General features: G+C 52.6%; 12 protein-coding genes. 6 read left to right on the top strand and 6 right to left on the bottom strand.

Translation table 11 applies throughout. The annotated features are described in order from the left end of the window. Positions 1–16: 16 nt before the first annotated feature. The gene (locus F0P93_RS07510) at positions 17–3274 is read right to left on the bottom strand and encodes a SusC/RagA family TonB-linked outer membrane protein (RefSeq protein WP_150875701.1); all 3258 of its coding nucleotides are present in this window, start codon (positions 3272–3274) and stop codon (positions 17–19) included. A 475-nt stretch (positions 3275–3749) separates the two neighbouring features. On the opposite strand from F0P93_RS07510, the gene F0P93_RS07505 reads away from it, so the two are divergent. Beyond that, on the top strand, positions 3750–7307 hold the full coding sequence (locus tag F0P93_RS07505) for a CRTAC1 family protein (RefSeq protein WP_310587993.1): 3558 nt from the start codon (positions 3750–3752) through the stop codon (positions 7305–7307). 101 nt (positions 7308–7408) lie between these two features. Here the strand turns inward: F0P93_RS07505 and F0P93_RS07500 are convergent, their stop codons facing one another. After that, a complete protein-coding gene (locus F0P93_RS07500; protein ID WP_114405926.1) occupies positions 7409–7891 on the bottom strand; it encodes a DUF4494 domain-containing protein in 483 nt (160 codons plus the stop codon). A gap of 271 nt (positions 7892–8162) precedes the next feature. On the opposite strand from F0P93_RS07500, the gene F0P93_RS07495 reads away from it, so the two are divergent. Genes F0P93_RS07495 through F0P93_RS07485 form a run of 3 tightly spaced genes read left to right on the top strand, consistent with a single transcriptional unit; the run spans position 8163 to position 10778 of the window. Next, positions 8163–8930 (top strand): GIN domain-containing protein, encoded by a 768-nt coding sequence (locus F0P93_RS07495; RefSeq protein ID WP_114405925.1) that lies wholly within the window; start codon positions 8163–8165, stop codon positions 8928–8930. A gap of 27 nt (positions 8931–8957) precedes the next feature. Then, on the top strand, positions 8958–9959 hold the full coding sequence (locus F0P93_RS07490; protein WP_150875699.1) for a sensor histidine kinase: 1002 nt from the start codon (positions 8958–8960) through the stop codon (positions 9957–9959). A 45-nt stretch (positions 9960–10004) separates the two neighbouring features. Then, positions 10005–10778, top strand: coding sequence for a LytR/AlgR family response regulator transcription factor (locus F0P93_RS07485; protein WP_150875698.1), 774 nt, complete (start codon positions 10005–10007; stop codon positions 10776–10778). A gap of 112 nt (positions 10779–10890) precedes the next feature. Here the strand turns inward: F0P93_RS07485 and F0P93_RS07480 are convergent, their stop codons facing one another. The 3 genes from F0P93_RS07480 to F0P93_RS07470 all read right to left on the bottom strand — a co-directional run bounded on the left by F0P93_RS07480 (position 10891) and on the right by F0P93_RS07470 (position 13923). Beyond that, positions 10891–12225, bottom strand: coding sequence for an ABC transporter permease (locus tag F0P93_RS07480; RefSeq protein ID WP_150875697.1), 1335 nt, complete (start codon positions 12223–12225; stop codon positions 10891–10893). Between the two features lie 117 nt (positions 12226–12342). Further along, on the bottom strand, positions 12343–13257 hold the full coding sequence (locus F0P93_RS07475) for an ABC transporter ATP-binding protein (RefSeq protein WP_150875696.1): 915 nt from the start codon (positions 13255–13257) through the stop codon (positions 12343–12345). Between the two features lie 246 nt (positions 13258–13503). Next, positions 13504–13923, bottom strand: coding sequence for an RDD family protein (locus F0P93_RS07470; RefSeq protein ID WP_150875695.1), 420 nt, complete (start codon positions 13921–13923; stop codon positions 13504–13506). A gap of 232 nt (positions 13924–14155) precedes the next feature. On the opposite strand from F0P93_RS07470, the gene F0P93_RS07465 reads away from it, so the two are divergent. Beyond that, on the top strand, positions 14156–15532 hold the full coding sequence (locus F0P93_RS07465) for a dicarboxylate/amino acid:cation symporter (RefSeq protein ID WP_225309395.1): 1377 nt from the start codon (positions 14156–14158) through the stop codon (positions 15530–15532). Positions 15533–15662: 130 nt separating this feature from the next. After that, a complete protein-coding gene (locus F0P93_RS07460) occupies positions 15663–19502 on the top strand; it encodes a cellulose binding domain-containing protein (protein WP_150875693.1) in 3840 nt (1279 codons plus the stop codon). A gap of 229 nt (positions 19503–19731) precedes the next feature. On the opposite strand, the gene F0P93_RS07455 is transcribed toward F0P93_RS07460, so the two are convergent. Beyond that, entirely contained in the window at positions 19732–20169 is a 438-nt protein-coding gene (locus F0P93_RS07455) for an SRPBCC family protein (RefSeq protein WP_150875692.1), read from the bottom strand. Positions 20170–20188 lie beyond the last annotated feature (19 nt).

Here is a 20188-nt window from a genome sequence, read left to right as displayed (position 1 = left end):
AATCGGTTGGTTCAAATTAGAAAGTAACGCTCAGGCCGGCATTGTAGCTTCGGGTCAGCGGATAGTTTCCGACGTCGATACCGAAGTTCTGGTCAGCCGCTCCACCGACACCGGGATCTAAGCCCTTGTATTTCGTAATGGTGAAGATGTTGTTAGCTGATGCGGAAATCCGGACACGGCCTAATTTGAGTTTGTTCAACAGGGCAGAAGGCAGCGTATATCCCAGAGTGATGTTCTGCATCCGCAGGTAAGAACCGTCTTCCACATAGAAAGAGTTCGGCTGGGTGTTGGTGCTGAAGTTGGAAACATCTTCGAAAATCGGCTGGCTCGTACCCGTGTTTGTCGTTGACCACGAATCTTTTACGCGCTCACTAACCGCAGCTCCGGGGAATGAGGGATAGAAGTCGGTGTACCATTTCGACAGGTTGAAGATTTTGTTGCCCAGTGACGAATACAAATACGTCGCGGCATCGAATCCTTTGTAGTTGATCTGGAAGTTGATCCCCCCGGTAAATTTCGGTACCGGGCTGCCAATGAATGTGCGGTCGGTGTTGTCAATTTTGCCATCTCCGTTGATATCAGCAAAACGGAAGCGACCCACACCGGCACCCGTTTGAGTAGGGGCAGCTTTCACTTCTTCCTGATTCTGGAACAGGCCCACAACCTGGAAACCGTAGAAGGAAGCAATGGATTGGCCGGGTTGGTTCCGGGTAGCAGGCAAGCTCAGGCGATTGGACGCCGGTGAAACGTCGAAATAAGGAACGCCCGGGGCCAATTGCTGAATCCGGTTTTTGAGAACACTACCCGTCAGGTTGATTTCATACGAAACATCGCTGCTGAGTTTTCCGCGGGTGCCGATCAACAGGTCAATCCCTTCGTTCCGCATCCCGGCGATGTTAACCGAAGGAGCCGTAGCCCGAACTCCAACAACGCCAGGGATGGGCACCTGATACAGCAGGTCTTTGGTGTCTTTCCGCCAGATATCGAATACGAGGTCCAGCTTGCCGTTCAGGAAGGTTGCATCGATCCCCACGTTGGTCGTCGTACTGGTTTCCCATTTGGCATTCGGGTTACCGATCCGGCTCCGGAAAAAACCGGGGTTCAGCGTGCTATTGGTAGCAGCAATGTCGTAGGAGTTGGCCACGTTGGTGGCAAACAGGCTATACTGGTTGTTGGGGTCTACGTTGTTGGAGTTCCCCATCTGGCCCCAGCCCCCCCGAATCTTCAGGTCGGTGATGAAGGTGGCATCCTTCATGAAGTTCTCACCGGAAATCCGCCAGGCTGCCGAGAAGGCCGGGAACACCCCGAACCGATTGGCTGCCCCAAACCGCGACGAACCGTCACGACGGATTACTCCCGTCAAAATATACTTGTCGTTGTAGATGTAGTTCAACCGTCCGAATACGGAGTAGAAATTGACCCCGTTCTGGATGTTGCTGTTCACTACCCGACCTACCGAAGAAGTCGTACTCAGCGTTACATAGTTGACATCGGTGCTGAACGGGTTTGATCCGGTACCGCTGATGTTGCGTCCGCGACCGTCGTTCAGGGCTTCGATACCGGCCAGAACATCGACGCTGTGGAGCCCGAATTTTTGTTTGTATTGTGCGGTATTCGTAAACGTCCAGGCCAGGAAGTACCCACCGCCTTCGCTGATGGAAAGGCCGCGACCATTTCCTTCGGCGTTCCAGTACGTATTCTGCGAAGTCGTTTTGTTGTAGAAATTGAAGAACTGGCCGCCCAGGCTGCTGCGCAGGGTCAGGGCCGGGATCGGATCGTATTCCAGGTATACGTTTCCGAACAGACCAACGCCGAAGTTATTGTTGTTTTTGGACCCGTCGCGGCTTGCCACCGGGTTAGCCGGGTTGTTGAACCCTTTGGCCGATGTGCCGGCCCAGCCACCAAACTCGTCGTAAATCGGGATAATGGGAGCCATCCGGAACGCGCTCAGAATTTCGCTTTCTTCCTGTGACAGGTTTTGGCCGGCATTACCACCCACCTGACCGGAGGTATTGGCGTAGGTCAACTGGATATTTTCACCAAACCGCAGGTTTTTGACGATGTCAAACTCGGTGTTGGCCCGCAGGTCATACCGCGCAAAGTTGTTGTGGTTCAGAATACCGTTCTGATTTTGCTGGCCCAGGCTGAAGAAATACCGGCTGCTCTCGGTACCGCCCGAAAAGCCCAGTGTCTGACGCAGAATGGGAGCCGTCCGCGTAATGGCATCATACCAGTCCGTACCGGCTTTGTTAGCCCGGACAACCTGATAAACAGCTCCGGCATCGGTATTGATGTTGTATTTAGGCCGTTCTGCTGCCAGATCAACCGAACCGATCACTCCATAGCGCGTTCCTACCATCAGGTAATCCGGCAAAACGGGCTTGGAGCCGGTACCATACTGGCCATTGGCAATCCCCGTAAAATCATCGGGAAGTCCCAGGGAAGCCTGGCGGTTATGAACCGCGTTCCAGGTCCAGTCGGCTTGTTCCTGCGGATTGAGAATGGCCTGCGATTTACCGGGATCGGTAAAACCGTATAGGCCATCATACGTGACCGTTAGTTTCTGCGCCCGGCGGTTTCCTTTTTTCGTCGTATAAACGATAACCCCGTTGGCGGCCCGTGCGCCGTAAATCGAAGCGGCTGCGGCATCTTTCAGAACCGTCGTGGTTTCAATGTCATCCGGGTTCAGAAAGTTGGTCGTCCCGATGGGTACCCCATCCACGACATACAACGGCTGGTTCCCACCAAAGGCTCCGAAGCCCCGCACCCGAACGGTGTTGTTGGCACCCGGCTGACCACTGGCAATGACCGTAACCCCGGCAACGCGACCCTGCAACTGGGTTTCGACGTTGGCCGAAGGCGTAACCTTTAAGTCGCGGGATTTTACGGTTGAAATAGCCCCGGCATTGTCACGCTTGCTGTCCGTCGTATACCCGGTTACAACGACCTCCGTCAAGGCCGTAACGTCGTCTTCCACCGAAACATCGACGGTCGAACGATTGCCAACCGCTACTTCCTGGGATTTGAAACCGATGGCTGAAATGACCAGCACCGGATTGGCGCCCCGAATGTTCAGGGTGTAATTCCCCTCGGCATCCGAAGAAGTCCCGGTCGTAGTGCCTTTGAGAACGATGTTTGCGCCCGGAACCGGCCCGTCTTTCCCTGTTACTTTTCCGCTAACCCGGCGATCCTGGGCCATGACATTAATGCTCACAAAAAGCAGAAATGCACCCAAAAACGCAGATTGGAACAATCTGTAGAATTGTGCTTTCATGATAGGTTTTGTAATAATTGGTTTTATTTTCGTACTAAATTAAGAGTACTTTAAACATACTTCAAAATTTTATAAAAAATATTATAAATATTCCCGTTGCTACCTGTGATGATAAGTTGGTAATGTTTTGTTGTAGTCTATTGATTGTTAATAATTTAACCTTGGAATAATCCTCCCACGATTCGGGTGATTTTTTTTTGATACGTTTTGATTACTAGCCCACTAGCGGTTTTGTATAGGTGATTTTACGTACTTTGTCCGGTAATGGGAACGTTTTCATCATCGCAAATCCGTTCGAAAAAAAAGGGTTGAGCCTGTAAAATGAATTTAGTACCGATTTCTAACTTTTTTGTACTTTAGTAATTTGGTTTATTATTCTTCAGTCATGTTCCGACAATCGTTTCGTTGTTTAGTACTACTTCTTTTGGGTGGGTCGATCAGCTCGTGTCAGTTATCCAATCAATCGCTCTTTAGTTTGCTGCCCGCTGAGGAAACCGGCATTGCGTTTTCGAATCAAATGACCGAAAGTGACACCCTGAGTATTCTGAATGTCGATTATTTTTACAATGGTGGGGGAGCCGCCATTGGCGATTTCAACAACGATGGATTACAGGACGTCTTCTTTACCGGAAATCTGGTGGCCAACAAACTCTATCTGAACAAAGGAGACTTTAAATTTACGGACATCACCGGGCCGGCCGGGGTGGGTGGAAACGGCAAATGGTGTTCGGGTGTGGCGCTGGTCGATATCAACAACGACGGTCTGATGGATATTTACGTGACCGCAACCATCCGAAAAACCGCCCGCGACCGGGAGAATCTGCTGTATGTAAACCAGGGAGTTGGCGCGAAAGACGGCATCCCGGTTTTTAAGGAAATGGCCCGGGAATACGGAATCAATGACGACAGCTACACGACCAATGCGGCCTTTTTCGATTATGACAACGATGGCGATCTGGATCTGTTTGTGCTGACCAACATGGCGGAACGGTTTCCAAACGCCTATCATCAGAAGCTGGTGGATGGCTCGTCGCCCACAACCGACCGGCTCTATCGCAACGACTTCGACGCCAAACGCGGGCATCCGGTTTTTACGGACGTCTCCAAAGAAGCGGGTATTCAACTGGAAGGCTACGGGCTGGGGTTGAACATCTGTGACATCAACCGCGACGGCTGGAAAGACATTTACATCACCAACGACTTTCTGTCGGAAGACCATTTTTTTATCAACAACCAGAAAGGCGGTTTTGGAAAACCGGCGTTTACGGACCAGGCCGGGACGTTTTTCAAGCACACCAGCCAGACGGCGATGGGTAACGATGTGACCGACCTGAACAACGACGGCTGGATGGACATTGTCGCGCTGGACATGCTGCCGAATGATAATTTCCGCAAGAAAATGTTCATTCCGCCGAACAACTACCAGACCTACCTGAACAACGAAGAATTCAAGTTCTCCTATCAGTATATGCGGAATACCCTGCAACTCAACCAGGGATTTCGGCCCGGCACGCGGGAGCCGGTTTTCAGTGAAATCAGCCTGCTGTCCGGCATTGCCGCCACCGACTGGAGCTGGACACCGATGGTGGTCGACTTCGATCACGACGGCTACCGCGACATCGTGGTAACCAACGGATTTCCCAAAGACGTGACTGACCGGGATTTCATGCAGTATTACGCCGATAATTCGTCGGTGGCCACCCGCGATTACATGCTGGGCCAGATTCCCGTCATCAAAATCAACAACTATGCTTTCAAAAACAGCGGTGCCGACCTGGCTTTTTCAGATGTTACCGGCAACTGGGGGCTGACTACCCCGGCTTTTTCGGGTGGAGCCGCGTACGGCGATCTGGACAATGACGGCGATCTGGACATGGTGATCAACAACATCGATGACCCGGCTTTTGTCTACCGCAACAACCTCGTGGAGCAAAAACCGGAGCAGGCGAATTACCTGCGGGTCAAGTTCAAAGGCAGTGAGCAAAACCGCATGGGCCTGGGCGCTTTTGTGGAATTGCGCTACGGAAAAGGCCAGCAACAGATTTACGAACATACGATTTACCGGGGCTATCTGTCGACGATGGAAAACGCGGCTCATTTTGGGCTGGGAGCCGCCAAAACGATTGACGAGGTGCGCATCACCTGGCCCGCACAAAACGGAAATCCTGGTAAAACCCAGACGTTACGGAACGTAAAAGCCAACCAGGTGCTGATGGTGGATGTGAAAAATGCGACGGAAACCGCCGTGTTGCCGCCCACGGCTCCCGCCGGAAGGCTGTTTCGGGACGTCACCGATTCGCTGAAAATCCAGTTCGTGCATCAGGAACCAGAATACATTGATTATAACCAGCAAAAGTTGTTGCCGCATAAATTGTCCCAATACGGCCCGGCCCTCTCGGCGGGGGATGTCAACGGCGACGGGCTGGACGACCTCTTCATCGGTGGTTCGCGGACCCAGAAAGGATCTTTTCTGCTGCAAACCACTGCCGGGAAATTGGTTCCGCAGGATTTGTTGCCCGGAACAGCGGGGGCCGGAAAACCGGAAGAAGACATGGGAACGTTGCTTTTCGATGCCGACGGCGATGGCGATCTGGACCTGTATGTGGCCAGCGGAGGTTTTGAGGAGGACGCCAACACGGCTTCGTATCAGGACCGGCTTTATGTGAACGACGGAAAAGGTCGGTTTACACTGACACCGCAGGCACTGCCGCAGAACCGGATCAGCAAATCGTGCGTGAAAGCCGCTGATTACGATCGCGATGGCGATCTGGATTTGTTCGTGGGCGGACGGGTTGTTCCTAATCAATACCCCCGACCGGTTTCCAGTTTTATTCTTCGAAACGACTCCAAACCCGGTTTGCCGAAGTTTACGGACGTAACGAAAACCGTGGCTCCGGAACTACAGAACATCGGTCTGGTGTGCGATGCCCTGTGGACCGACACCGACAACGATGGCTGGCCCGACCTGATGCTGGCGGGCGAATGGATGCCGCTGACCATTCTGAAAAACGTTCAGGGGAAAAAACTGAGCACCACGTCAGGTACTCAACCGCTCAATCACGCCATTGCTCAATGGAAAGGCTGGTGGAATTCCCTCGTGGCGGCTGACTTCGACCAGGATGGCGACATGGACTACATCGCCGGAAATTTGGGGTTGAACACGCTGGCGCAGGCCAGCCCGGAAGAACCGTGGCGGGTGTATGCCAAGGATTTTGACAACAACGGTTTTTATGACGCCATTCCAACGGTATTTTTTTCCGATGAGAAGGGCGAGCGTCGGGAGTTTCCGTTCAATGGCCGCGAGGATTTGATCAAGCAAATCATTTCTATGCGGGCGCGGTTTCCACTGCACAAGGATTTTGCCGTAACTTCCATCGACAAAGTCTTCAAGGAAGAAGAACTGAAAGGCGCGATTGTGCTGGAAGCCAATTACATGAAGTCGGCTTATGTGGAAAACAAAGGCGACGGAACGTTCGAATTGCACGCGTTGCCAATTCAGGCGCAAACGGCCCCGCTTTTCGGGATGATCGCCGATGACTTCGATCAGGATGGTTTTCCGGACGTGTTGCTGGTTGGGAATGATTTCAGCAACGAATTGCTCGTCGGGCGTCTCGATGCGTTGAACGGCTTGCTGCTGAAGGGCAATGGGAAAGGCGGTTTTACGGCCCTGAATCCCGGAGCCAGCGGTTTTTACGTTCCCGGAAATGCCAAAGGTCTGGTTCGTTTATCAGGTGCCGGTCGCAACGGAGAACCGGGGAAATCGCTGATCGTGGCGACGCAAAACCGGGGTCCACTGAAAGTTTTCCACGCCGAACAACCCACGCAAACCGTTCCGTTAAAACCGACGGACGTAAGCGCTAACCTGGTGTATGCAGGCGGAAAAAAACAGAAGGTGGAGTTTTATTACGGCCAATCCTTCCTATCACAGTCGGCGCGGGAACTGACCATCGGCAAGGGCTTAAAATCCCTGGAAATCATCGATTCCAGAGGCAACAAGCGACTTGTACAGTTGCAGACGCTGGCAGGGAAGTAAGTTTACGGTATCCGGTTTTCAGTATTCGGTTTACGGTGGCTGACGCCTACATAAGTGCGCGTCAGTCAGCATGCGACAGCTACCGTAAACCGGATACCGGTTTATTCCTCCTGCCCCACCACTTCGCTCAGCGGACGCAGGTTGGACGGGATGCGTTCTTCTTCGATGTAGGGGTAAATGTCCAGGATCTTGGTGGTGTTGACGTCGGTAGTCTCGAACGGAATGAGCATCGAATGCAGACTGATCTCAATTCGTTCGTAAGCCTGCTTGACGTTTTCGGCGTTGACAAGCATCTGATTCACAATACGTTTCTCCCGACCCTTGTCGTCTTCCGTGATGTACACCACCTTGCATTTGTACCAGGTTTCACCGCTTTCTTCAAAGTGAAATAAGTCGGCCAGGCGCATGCGTGTGATGGCGGTGACCGAAAAGTCGGGCGTGTTGGCGGCTGCTTCCTTATACAGCCGGGCTTCGGCATCGGTATACGAAACGGCGTCGATGAGGTACGCTTCGTTAATAGTTTTGGTTTTCCCGGTCGGGTCCTGGAGTTGATAGCGAATTTTTCCCTGATACCAGCTTGGCATAACTCGTTGAATTATAGTTTTTAAGAGGGTTATTTCGCGGAGTTGAGCGGAGAAAGAGGAGTTAAGCAGAGGAATTTTAAAAAGAAACTCCGCTCAACTCCTTTTTTTCTCCGCTTAACTCCGCGAAATAACTCACGTTCAAAAGTACAGAAAAAGGCTATCTTTCGGTAGGTTCGACGGCTCATCCAACTTTTTGGTTGGTTCGTCGGCGGGCGGTTGTGGGGCCACACCGGGCCATCCATCTTTGTCTTAAAAACAAGCATCATTGGAAATGAGTGACTTAACTACCTTTCTGTTGCTGGCGGATGCGCTGCCCGTGGAGCCCGTAAAAAATTATTTACAGCTCACTTTATTATCCGTGGGTCTGCTCGCGCTGGTGACGACGATCTGGTGGCAAACCGATAAAGAATCGTACGAGGAAGTAACTGAAGACTTGCCCATCACGGCCTTCGAAAAACTGGAAATCTGGGGCATGATGAACGTGCTGGTCACCGATGGGCCCACGTATTCGCTGACGGCCCGCGGGTCGCGCCGGGCCATTGCCAACGTCAAAGTGCGGTTGCGCGGCAAATGGCTTAAAATCGGCTCCAGTTTTTTCTTCTGGCACCGCCAGTACGATCTGCTGCTGACCATCACAACGCCTACCCTGAGCAAACTCGATGTGTCGGGGGCCTGTACGGTTCAACTGACCGGTTTCAAGGAATTACACGGGTTGGACATCGACATCACCGGCGCTTCGAACGTGTCGCTGGAAGGGGAGGTGCAAACGCTGAACATCGACATCACCGGCGCATCCCGCCTGACGTTGGTGGGTCGCGGGCATAATCTGACGGCCGACATCACCGGCGCATCGGCACTCCATGCCTTGAAGTACCCGGTCGAAGACGCCACGGTCGAAGTGACGGGAGCCTGCACGGCCCAGATCTTCGCCACGCGGGTGTTGAAAGCCGAAGCGACGGGTGCCAGCAAAGTGGAGTACCAGGGTGAACCCAGCGTGGATTTTGAAAGCGCCGGGGCCAGTTACATCAAAAAAGTATAAATCCGTCGGGCAAGTTGAAGTATCATCATGAGAAACAAAATCAGACTTTGCATCTTACTGAGTTTACTGGTCCTGCTGATTTATACGCTGCTGGTCACGGAAGAAGCGATTCCAATTGAAATCAAACTCACCATCATCACCATCATCATCGGCAGCGGTTTATTCATTTACATGGCTTTATCGTGGTTTATTCCGTACCTGCTCAATCGCTCCGCCGAGCAGTTGTCGCCCCAGAAACTGGTTTCGCTGACCGTCACCTCAAGCGGTATTCTGGCCGCTCTGACGGGATTCATGGCGACATGGGGCATCAGTTTTTTCTGGCATATCAACTTCAGACTGGTAGACTACTGCTCGATCTGCGGTCTTTTTGCCATCATCACCGCCGGAATCACGGCGGTGTACTCGCTGAAATCTTTCGTGCAACGCTGGAAAGCGCTGTTGCTGATGGAAGAAGGCTTGAAACAGGCGGTTTTGAAGGCAGAGTTCGAATCCCTGAAAAACCAAGTGAACCCGCATTTTCTGTTTAATTCGCTCAACATCCTGAGTGCGCTGATTCCCGAAGATACCGGAAAATCGGTGCAGTTTGTCGAGCGGCTCTCAAAGGTGTTCCGCTACAGTTTGCAGCATTCCGAACAGAACACCATTGAACTGGCTACGGAACTCAAAATTGCGGAATCCTATCTGTTCATCAACCAGATGCGGTTTGGCGAGAGCTTTCGCTATTCGGTGGATTTGTCGGACGCCGACCGGAGCAAACAGATCGTGACGCAGGGGCTGTTGACATTGCTGGAAAACGTGGTAAAACACAACGAATGTTCACTGGAAAAACCGCTGTGCATCCGGATTTTTTCCGAGAAAGATTGCCTTGTCGTTGCCAACGTCTTTCAGCTAAAAAGCCGCCTGCGAACCGATTCGACCGGTATTGGCCTGAAAAATCTGCAAAACCGCTACGCCCAGCTAGCCGCCGATCGGCCGGTGGTGATTCAGCAAACCGAGCAGGAGTTTATTGTTAAATTACCATTGTTATAATGGAGTACCCGAATTAAATCGTAAGGTTGGAAATTGCTTACCGGAATGAAAATACTAATTGTGGAAGACGAGCCGCTGGCCGTTAAACGAATGGAAGGGTTGATTCGGGAAGTAGCCCCCGATGCCGAAATTGTGGGAAAAATCGACACCGTGCGGGCGTTTGTCCGCTGGTGGCAAACCAATCACGCGCCGGATTTGCTGTTGATGGATATTCAACTGGCCGACGGGCTGAGTTTCGAGATTTTCCAACAGGTGGAGGTGAAAACACCGGTTATCTTTACAACCGCCTACGACGAATATGCGCTGCGGGCCTTCAAAGTAAACAGCGTTGATTATTTGCTGAAACCCATCGAACAGGAAGAACTGGCCAAAGCGATCCAGAAATTCCGGCACCAGCGGCAATCGGCCGACAGCCAGCCGGGGGCCTCAGAAAACCTCGTGAAAATGCTGGAAGAGTTTGGCATCAAGCCGGTTACTTACAAAAGCCGCTTCCTGATCAAACAGGGCGGGCGGTTCGATGTGGTCGAAACCTCCGATATTCTGTACCTCTACGCCGACGACAAAGTCGTGTTTCTGATCACAAATCAAAACCGTAAATACATTGTCGATGAAACGCTCGACGAACTGGAGGCCAAGCTGGACCCCCGGCATTTCTTCCGGATTAACCGCAAGTACATCACCCATCTGTCGGCCATCGAACGCATCGAACCCTATTTCAACGGACGGCTGCGGATCTGGCTGAAACACCGGCCCTCCGAAGAGGAAGTTTCGGTAAGCCGGGAGCGGGCGGATTCGTTTAAGGGATGGTTGAATACGTAACGAAGACAATTATAAATGTAAAATGATGAATGTTAAATGTAAAAGTTGACGGGACCAATCAATTTTACATTTAATATTCATCATTTTACATTTATAATTCAAAACAAAGCATCTAGGTTTTGTAAAACACCCACTTCACCAACTCCTTGTACGACGGTTTTTTGCCGTACATCAGAATGCCGACGCGGTAGATTCGGGCGGCCAGCCAGGCGGTTCCCAGAAAACCGCCGATCAGCAACGTGACTGACAGCACAATTTCCCAGGCCGGAACGCCGAACGGAATGCGAACCATCATGATGATGGGCGAAGTAAACGGAATCATCGACATCCAGAAGGCCACGGCGCCATCGGGTTCGCGGATGATGAACTGGGCCATGATAAACGACAGAACCAGAGGAATGGTAATCGGAAACATAAACTGCTGAACATCCGTGTCGCTATCGACGGCTGACCCCACGGCCGCAAACAACGCACTGTAAATCAGGTAGCCACCGATGAAATAGATCAGAAAACAGCCAATAATCAGCGGAATGTTCAGGGTGCTGACGGCTTTGAAAATCGCCGTCACCGGGCTGCTTTTTTGTTCTGTTTTGGGTTTGTCAATCGCCGGAGCCTGCGCCACACCGGGCTGCTGGGCCATTTGTTCAACCCGCTTCTGCGGTCCCAGACTTTCCATGCCCAGTACGTTCGACATGACGGATGAAATCCCGAAGGTGAGCAATATCCAGAGCAGAAACTGCGTCAGACCCACCAGCGCAACGCCGGTAATTTTTCCCGCCATCAACTGGAACGGTTTGACCGACGAAATGATCACTTCCACAATGCGGTTGGTTTTTTCTTCCATAACGCCCCGCATCACCTGCACCCCATAAATGAAAATGGCGATGTAAATGATGAACGCGCACAGGTAGCCAATGCCCGTGGCCGCCCCTGAACTGCTGTCCTTTTCGCCTTCGTCGCTCAGGCTGTAGGTGTCCGACGACACGTCCACTTTCGTGCTTTCGAGCACCTTGCGGTCAATACCGGCATCGAGCAACCGGATGTTCTCGATTTCCTGCTCGATGGCTTTTTCAATCCCATTTTTTACCTCCAGGCTGACGTTCTTTTCGGCGTAAATCTTCAGGCTTTTTGGATTTTGCAGGATGTTACCCGGAATGTGAACCAACACGTCGTAGCCACTTTTACCAAAGTCTTTCTTGGCTTGTTCAACCGGCGTTTTAACCGGCTGGAAAACCAGTTCCTTGGTGTTTTTAAAGGTGCTTGCAAACTTGCCGGTTTCGTCGATCACTTCGATTTTTTTCTGGTCGATGTCGCGCATGGCGAAAAAGATCGGGATGAGCCAGATGCAGGAAACCAGCAGGGGCGTCACCAGGGTCATAATCAAAAATGACTTTTTCTTGACCCGGACCAGGTATTCGCGCTTCAGAATGAGGAAAATTATTTTCATGACGGTCAATGAGTGAATGAGCGAATGAGTGAATGATAGAATGGATGAAAGAGTAACTTCGCCACTAGCACTTCATGCGGAGCTTATTTACTCATTCTATCATTCACTCATTCAAAATTAAGTTGTTGGAACTTCGCCGACGGCTTTGATGAAGATGTCGTTCATGGAAGGAATGTTTTCGCCAAAGGCGCGGACGCTCACGTGGTCGATGAGGTTACGAACCAGTTCGTTGACGGCTGCGTCGCGCGGAATCCGGATGTTGGCGCGCAGGTAGCCATCTTCCAGCGTTTTTTTGTCCAAAACCGTGTACGCCGGGTTGAGATCATTCAAAACGCCCTGGTATTCAACGTGGTAGGTATGGGTTTTGAACTGCTCTTTGATGGCTTTCTTGGGGCCATCGAGGACTTTTTTTGAGCGGTGAATCAGCGCAATGTGGTCGCAGAGTTCCTCGACAGATTCCATGCGGTGGGTCGAGAAAATGATGGTGCTGCCTTTTTCGCGCAGTTCCAGAATTTCGTCTTTGATGAGGTTGGCATTGATCGGGTCGAAGCCCGAAAAGGGTTCGTCGAGAATGATCAGATCCGGTTCGTGCAGCACTGTGGCCACAAACTGAATTTTCTGCTGCATTCCTTTCGACAGGTCCTCCACGTTTTTGGTCCACCAGGTCTTGATGTCGAATTTGATGAACCAGGCTTTCAGTTTTTCCATCGCCTGCCGTTCGCTGAGCCCCTTGAGTTGAGCCAGATACAGCAGTTGTTCGCCGACTTTCATCTTCTTGTACAGACCGCGTTCTTCGGGCAGATACCCGATGCGGCTGATGTGTTCGGGACCGAGCGGTTTGCCGTCGAAAAAAACTTCGCCTTCGTCGGGGCCGGTGATCTGGTTGATAATCCGGATGAGGGAGGTTTTACCGGCGCCGTTAGGGCCTAGCAGACCAAAAATCTGCCCCCGCGGAATGTCGATGCTGACGTCGTCTAAAGCCCGGTGCTGTGCGTATTGTTTGACAATGTGGCGGGTTTCAAGAATGTTCATAGATAGGTTAAAAAAAGCCCGGATGCGAAATGAATTCCGGGTACGAAGATAGAAGCCTCCGGCTGGCTTAACCCGGTTTTGGGACAAATGGCCGCAGAATGGGTTTATCGGCCAGTTTTCCGGGTAATTTAATCAAAAAGTAGTAATGCCGACTGAACAGGCGAAAGCATTTGTTCGGTCGGCATTGCGCATTAAAAAGCCGGGGCAGCGGTTTTCAAACGTTGCCCCGGCTTTTTTAAGAATCGATCAGGCTTTGACAACGATGGTTTTGGCCCATTTGTCGCCAAACCGCTTCCGGTCGTCACCGAGCACCATGAAGGCATCGACAATGCCGAAAAGGGGAATCATCAGGGAAACCTGCCGCACGATGGCGGTGCCGTAGTCGCCCAGAATACTCTGGCCCGTATCTTCCTTAATGACTTTGATGTTCATTATTTTTTTGCCGACGCTTTGTCCGCCCAGAAAACCGCCCACTTCCGGCAGGGCATCTTTGGTGAGCTGATAGCCCAGCAGGAAAATCCAGCCGATCATGGCGAGCCGGTAACTGACGAACGTCAGAATGAGAAAAGGAATGTAAGCCACAAAGCCGTCGATCAGGGCGGCAACGAATCGTTGACCGGGGTCGGCTTTGACCTGGGTAGAAGGCGTATTATACACGGGTTGCATAAAAAAGAGGTTAAGGTGTAAGAGATTGAAAAACAGACCTAACGTACGCAATGTCACGGAACAAATCCAAACATCTGCTTAAAATATTGTGCAGCAGCCTATTTGGTGAATTAATCAAAGAAAGTACCCGGGTTTGTTTTGAAATTAAAAATGATGTAAGATACTTGCAGCAAAATAGATTCTACCGTAAAAACCGGCTATGCAGAACAATCGATCTTTACTCCTGATTACCTTGATTCCTTTTACCCTGGCGGCTGTGCTGACCGTTCTGACCGATCTGAACTGGATTGCGCTTCCGACTACGCTGCTGCTGGTGGTACGTTGGCTGGCAATCGTGGGGTTGATTTATTACGGTATTCGCAAGAAATCGCTGACAGCCTGGATTCTGATCTCGATGGTGGTAGGGGCGGAAATCGGCAACGACTTTCCCGAAGCCGCTGTTAATCTGCGGGTTTTGAGTCAGATTTTTCTCCGGCTGATCAAGACGATCATTGCTCCACTGCTGTTCGGTACGCTGGTAGTCGGTATTGCGGGGCATTCCGATCTGAAGCAGGTGGGCCGGATGGGCTGGAAATCGCTGCTCTATTTTGAGGTAGTGACAACCATCGCCCTCTTTATCGGTCTGGCCGCTATCAACATCAGCAAAGCCGGTGTCGGCATTACCCTGCCGGAAGTGGCCGGTGGCGAAAAACTGCCGGATGTCGCCAAACAATCGATTTCAGACGTTATTCTGCATATTTTCCCCGAAAACATCGCCAAATCCATTGCCAATGGCGAAGTCCTCCAGATCGTTGTTTTCAGCGTATTGTTTGCCATTGCGCTCGCCGTTACGAAAGAGCATTACCGTCGGCCGGTGCTGAAATTTGCCGAGAGCCTGTCGGAAGTGATGTTCAAATTCACCTCCATCATCATGTATTTCGCCCCCATCGGGGTGGGTGCGGCCATTGCCTACACCGTCGGACACATGGGGCTGGGCATTCTGGTGAACCTGTTTCAATTGCTGGCAACGCTCTACCTGGCCCTGCTGGCGTTCCTGTTACTGGTGCTGTTTCCGGTGGCGCTGATTGCCAAAGTGCCCATCAAAAAATTCATTCAGGCGCTGGTCGAACCGGTTTCGATTGCCTTTGCCACCACCAGTTCGGAAGCCGCCTTGCCGAAAGCGATGGAAGCCATGACGCGCCTGGGGGTTCCCCGCAAAATCGTCGCCTTCGTAATGCCGACGGGTTACAGCTTTAACCTGGATGGCTCCACGCTTTACCTCTCGCTGGCGTCGGTGTTTGTAGCCCAGGCCGCCGGGGTCGAAATGTCGTTCAGCCAGCAATTGCTGATGGTTTTCACGTTGATGCTGACCAGCAAGGGCGTCGCGGGGGTGCCACGCGCCACGCTCGTCATTCTGCTCGGAACGCTGGCGTCATTCGGTCTGCCGGTGGAGCCGGTGTTTATCATTCTCGGTATCGATGAATTGATGGACATGGCCCGGACATCCGTCAACGTGATCGGAAACTGCCTGGCCACAGTGGTAATTGCCCGCTGGGAAGGGGAGTTTGACGAAAACGGTTCGACCATCGAGGCCGAAGACGAAGCACTGGAAATCGAAGGGAAAGTATAGCGGGAAATGGCAAAAAAAGCTCCTATAGTGCTGAATGTGGCGATTTTATAACAAGTTTTCAGAATTAATAAAGAGGTAACATTGGATATTGGCATGGCGTCATAGTTTTGTAATAAACAACGCTATCCGTATGCTTCATCCACTTTTACGACACTTCATCAAGGACTTTCCAGTCCTCATTTTGTTGCTGTTTGCCGTACAGGCAACCAGCTTCGCCCAGGTTTCCTTCACGGTTGGGAACCTGACCCGAACCGAAAACCTGGATGCCCTACCCGCCAGCGGTTCGCCGGTTTTTACCCAGAACAACACCATTCCCGGTGTATATGGTGAACGAACCGGCACCGGCACTACCATTGTGGCCGGCACCGGAAGTTCCAATGCCGGGGCGATGAACAGCTTCGGAACCGGCGACGACCGGGCTTTGGGCTCTGTCGGTTCCGGTAATGCGGCCGCCGGAAATTTTACGTACGGGTATCGCCTGAAAAATGAAACCGGTACGACGATTACCGCGCTGACCATAAATTACAACGGTGAGCAGTGGCGCAACAGTGCCGCCGTTGATCCACAGGTCGTTCAGTTTTCGTATTTGATTTCGACCTCCGCCGTTGAAACCACCAGTCCGGCGGGCGGGGCGGTTCCGACCAGTTACACCGCCGTGCCGGAATTAAACTTCTCCAACTCGGTTTCGGGCGGCACGGCGGGAGCTATTGACGGCAATGCCAACCGCCAGGCCAAAAGCTTCACGCTTACCGGTTTATCAATCGCACCGGGTAGTGAAATCATGCTGCGGTGGTATGATCCCGACCACACCGGTTCGGATCACGGGCTGGCCATCGACGACCTGAGCATTACGGCGACCATCGAAGGCGGAGGGACGCCAACGCCGGTTCTTTCCGTGAATCCACCCACCTTATCGGGCTTTACCACCTCGGAAGGAACCGCTTCAACCCCCAAATCCTACACGATTTCCGGGACAAACCTGACCGCCGATGTGCTGATCACGGCACCCGCCGGTTTTGAAATCGGTACGGGCAGCACCTACACCTCTTCCTTGACCTTGCCGCTCTCGAACAGCAGTGTGGCCGCCACCCCGATTAACGTTCGGTTGACCGGAGCCGCTCAGGGAACGCCGGGCGGAACCGTTACTAACATCAGCGGTTCGGTGTCGTTCGATGTAACCGTCAGCGGAACGGTGTATGATCCCAATACCATCGCGAGCATTGCCCTGGCACGCAGCCAGCCGGTGAATACGCCAATCTCCGCATTGCCGGGCGGAAAAATTGCGGGCCGGGTGACGGTCAGCAACCAGTTCAACGACGTGGCCTACATTCAGGACCCGACGGGCGGGATTGCGATTTTCAATGCGGCTTTCCGCAGCAGCGTTCAGATTGGCGACTCGGTTCAGATCACGGGCGGAACGATTGGCGCTTTCAACAGCAACAAGCAGGTTTCGGGAGCGGTTACGTTTACCAGCTTCGGTTCACAGGGGCCGCTGGCTCCGAGGGTAGTTACGACCACTCAACTGTCTGATTTTGAAGGTCAACTGGTGACGGTGAATGCCGCCGTTATTCGCCCGAATACGATCGTGGCGTCGCCCAACCCGGTTTTTGTGCTGACTCCGGATGCCAATTTCCGGTTACAGGATGGCAGTGGCACGCAGGAAGTGCGAATCAACCGGGGGACGAACATTCCTGGCAATACCAACCCGCCCAATCCGGCGGCTATCACCGGCGTGGTCGGTCGATTCAATACCCTCACGCAATTGCTGCCGCGCTCGACACACGACATACCGGGTTCCGCGCCTTATGCACCGGCGGGGGGATCAATTGCCCGGAGTCAGACGCTCGACGTAGCGGCCTGGAACATCGAATGGCTGGGAAGCACCGGCAACGGCCCGACGAATGAAGCGCAGCAGGTGACGAATGCCATTTCGGTCCTGAACAGCCTGCAATCGGACATCATTGTTCTGGAAGAAATCTCGTCGGACAATGCCATTGCCAGTTTGCTGGCGGGCCTGCCGGGGTATCAGGGAAATTGTTCTCCCTTTGTTTCCAACAATCCAGGTCACGAAATTCCGGCCAATCAGGCGACACCGACGGGCACCTTACCCGCCAACACACAACGGGTTTGTATCCTGTATAAGTCGGACGTGGCAACGCTGATTTCTCAAAAACCGTTGATGGAAAAAGTGGAGAATCTCACGGGTTATCCGACCGCCGTTGACAATTTCTGGGCATCCGGGCGGTATCCGTATGTGTGGAAGTTCAACGTGACGGTGGCCGGGGTGAGCAAGCAGGTCAACGTGATTGGTCTTCACGCCAAAGCCAACGAAGGCGGGGCCAATGCGCTGGTGGCGTATAACCGTCGGAAATACGATGTCCAGGTGTTGTATGACACCCTGAAAGCACAGTATCCGAACGATCTGCTGATTCTGGCGGGAGACTTCAACGACGACCTCGACCGGACCGTGGCCGATGTCGCCACGACCGAAACGACCTACAAACCGTTTACCGACGATGCCGCCGGTTTTACGGGCGTAACCCAGGTGCTGAGTGACAACGGTTTTCGGACGTACCTGACGGAAGACAACGTGATCGATCACATCATGGTTTCCAATGAGTTAGCACCGGCTTACCTCGCCGGTTCGGCGGGCGTTGGAACACCGTATCTGACAATTCCTGACTATGGCAACACGACCTCCGACCACGTTCCGGTGCTGGCGCGTTTCGATCTGTCGCAGTTGACGCAGGTGAAAGTTCAATACCAGAACGGCGATAACGGAAACGGACAGGCTACCAACAACCAGATCAAACCGTATCTGAAACTGGTCAATGAGGGAACGACGGCTGTGCCGTACGCTGAATTGACGGTTCGATACTGGTTTACGGCGGAAAATTACGCGGGCATCAATACGTTCCTTGACTACGCGCAGTTGGGGAATAACAACGTGAAAATGACCTATGTCCGGCAAGATGCACCCGCCCGGAATGGGGCCAATGGATACGTGGAATACGGTTTTGATCCATCGGCGGGCAGTCTGGCCGTGGGCGGTACGTCCGGGCCGATTCAGACCCGGATTGCGAACAAAGACTGGGCGGATCTGAGCGAAACCGATGATTACTCCTATCGAACCAATACCAGCTACGCGCTCACCGATCGCATAACGGTGTACCGCAACGGCACGCTGGTGTGGGGGGAAGAACCGCCCATCGCTCCGGCTTTAATCAAACTGAAGGTGCTTTCGGAGAACAAAAACAACCGGCCCAACTCCAATTCGATCAGCACCTTTCTGAAAGTCAACAACGAAGGCAATGTGCCGCTGGCGTATGGCGACCTAACGGTGCGCTACTGGTTTACGCCCGAAGGAACCGCCAGTCTGAATTACTTCATCGACTACGCCAAACTCGGTAATGTCAATGTGACGGGCCAATTCGTTCCGGTCGATCCCGTGCGGACGGGTGCCGAAACCTACCTGGAACTGAAGGTGAATCCAGCGGTTGGCACCTTGTATCCACTCAGCAATACGGGGAACATTCAGTACCGGATTTCGAAAGCCAACTGGTCAAATTTCGTGGAAACGGACGATTACTCGTACAAAGCGGCCGCACCTTTCTCCGAAAACGATCGCATCACGGTTTATTACCAGGGCAATCTGGTGTACGGAATTGAGCCAGCAGTTGTGTCCGGAGCGCGGGTATCAGCCGCTGAAACGAGCGAAGGGCTGCACGTTCGCGTGTTGTCCAACCCGGTTTCAGACGTCTTCGAGGTGGAGTTTTCAGCACCGGCAGGCGAGGAGGTTCGTCTTCAACTAACGGATTTACAAGGTCGTACGGTTTTACAGCACGCGATTCCGGCAACGGGCCAGCGGCAACGCCAGACGATGACCGTTCGTCACCAGGCGGCTGGTCTCTACCTGCTTCGCGCCCAGGCCGGACAACAATCCCGCTTGATCAAAATAGTGAAACCCTGACAGCGGCCTCAGGCCATGTCAGCGGTTGAACGGCCGTCATACCAAAAAACTCCTGACAAAGCGACGTGCTGCTGTCAGGAGTTTTCCTTTTTAAGAATCCATCGATCTGGAATTCTATCTTAAACTCAAATTTTCCAACCGCTGACAGGGCCGCTGGCTGCTTGGCGAGCGTGATGAGGATTTGCTGGCCCGGATGCCCTCCAACCGCTGACAGGGCCCTAGGCCGCTGTCAGGGTTGGAAAATACGTTTATAAACCGGTCCCCGATAGGCAAACAAGCCGTAAAAAACCGGGTAAAGCAGAAAATCCGTCAACAACGTGGGCGTTCGGAAGGTGATTTCGTCGGCAATGCGGGTGTGGTTGCCATCCCGGATGATCCGGTGCTTGTGGTGCCAGTAGGAGAGGAAGAAGGGCAGTTTGGTGCCTTTGTCGATAAAATAAATCTCCTGATCGGTTTCCTGTTGCTCAATGATTACACTGATCCAGTCCTGTTTGAAAAGCAGAAAATTGAGCCGCAAATGCACGGTATCCCCTTTCAGACAGCCATCAAACCGAACGACATCGACGGGCGGAAACGGCGGACTAAGCTGGTCGAACAACTGCCGGGTGAAGCCCGCCCACACGCGTCGGTAGTCCTGCTGAACAGAGGTATAAATAGCGATTTTCATAGGTACCCACGGACGGAAG

The sequence above is a fragment of the Larkinella humicola genome (assembly GCF_008727875.1).
Lineage (GTDB): Bacteria > Bacteroidota > Bacteroidia > Cytophagales > Spirosomataceae > Larkinella > Larkinella humicola.
This window is presented reverse-complemented; position numbering and strand designations above follow the sequence as displayed.

Coding starts and splice junctions, on each gene's coding strand:
- F0P93_RS07510 (WP_150875701.1), bottom strand. CDS start 3,274: ATGAAAGCACAATTCTACAGATTGTTCCAATCTGCGTTTTTGGGTGCA.
- F0P93_RS07500 (WP_114405926.1), bottom strand. CDS start 7,891: ATGCCAAGCTGGTATCAGGGAAAAATTCGCTATCAACTCCAGGACCCG.
- F0P93_RS07495 (WP_114405925.1), top strand. CDS start 8,163: ATGAGTGACTTAACTACCTTTCTGTTGCTGGCGGATGCGCTGCCCGTG.
- F0P93_RS07490 (WP_150875699.1), top strand. CDS start 8,958: ATGAGAAACAAAATCAGACTTTGCATCTTACTGAGTTTACTGGTCCTG.
- F0P93_RS07485 (WP_150875698.1), top strand. CDS start 10,005: ATGAAAATACTAATTGTGGAAGACGAGCCGCTGGCCGTTAAACGAATG.
- F0P93_RS07480 (WP_150875697.1), bottom strand. CDS start 12,225: ATGAAAATAATTTTCCTCATTCTGAAGCGCGAATACCTGGTCCGGGTC.
- F0P93_RS07475 (WP_150875696.1), bottom strand. CDS start 13,257: ATGAACATTCTTGAAACCCGCCACATTGTCAAACAATACGCACAGCAC.
- F0P93_RS07470 (WP_150875695.1), bottom strand. CDS start 13,923: ATGCAACCCGTGTATAATACGCCTTCTACCCAGGTCAAAGCCGACCCC.
- F0P93_RS07460 (WP_150875693.1), top strand. CDS start 15,663: ATGCTTCATCCACTTTTACGACACTTCATCAAGGACTTTCCAGTCCTC.
- F0P93_RS07455 (WP_150875692.1), bottom strand. CDS start 20,169: ATGAAAATCGCTATTTATACCTCTGTTCAGCAGGACTACCGACGCGTG.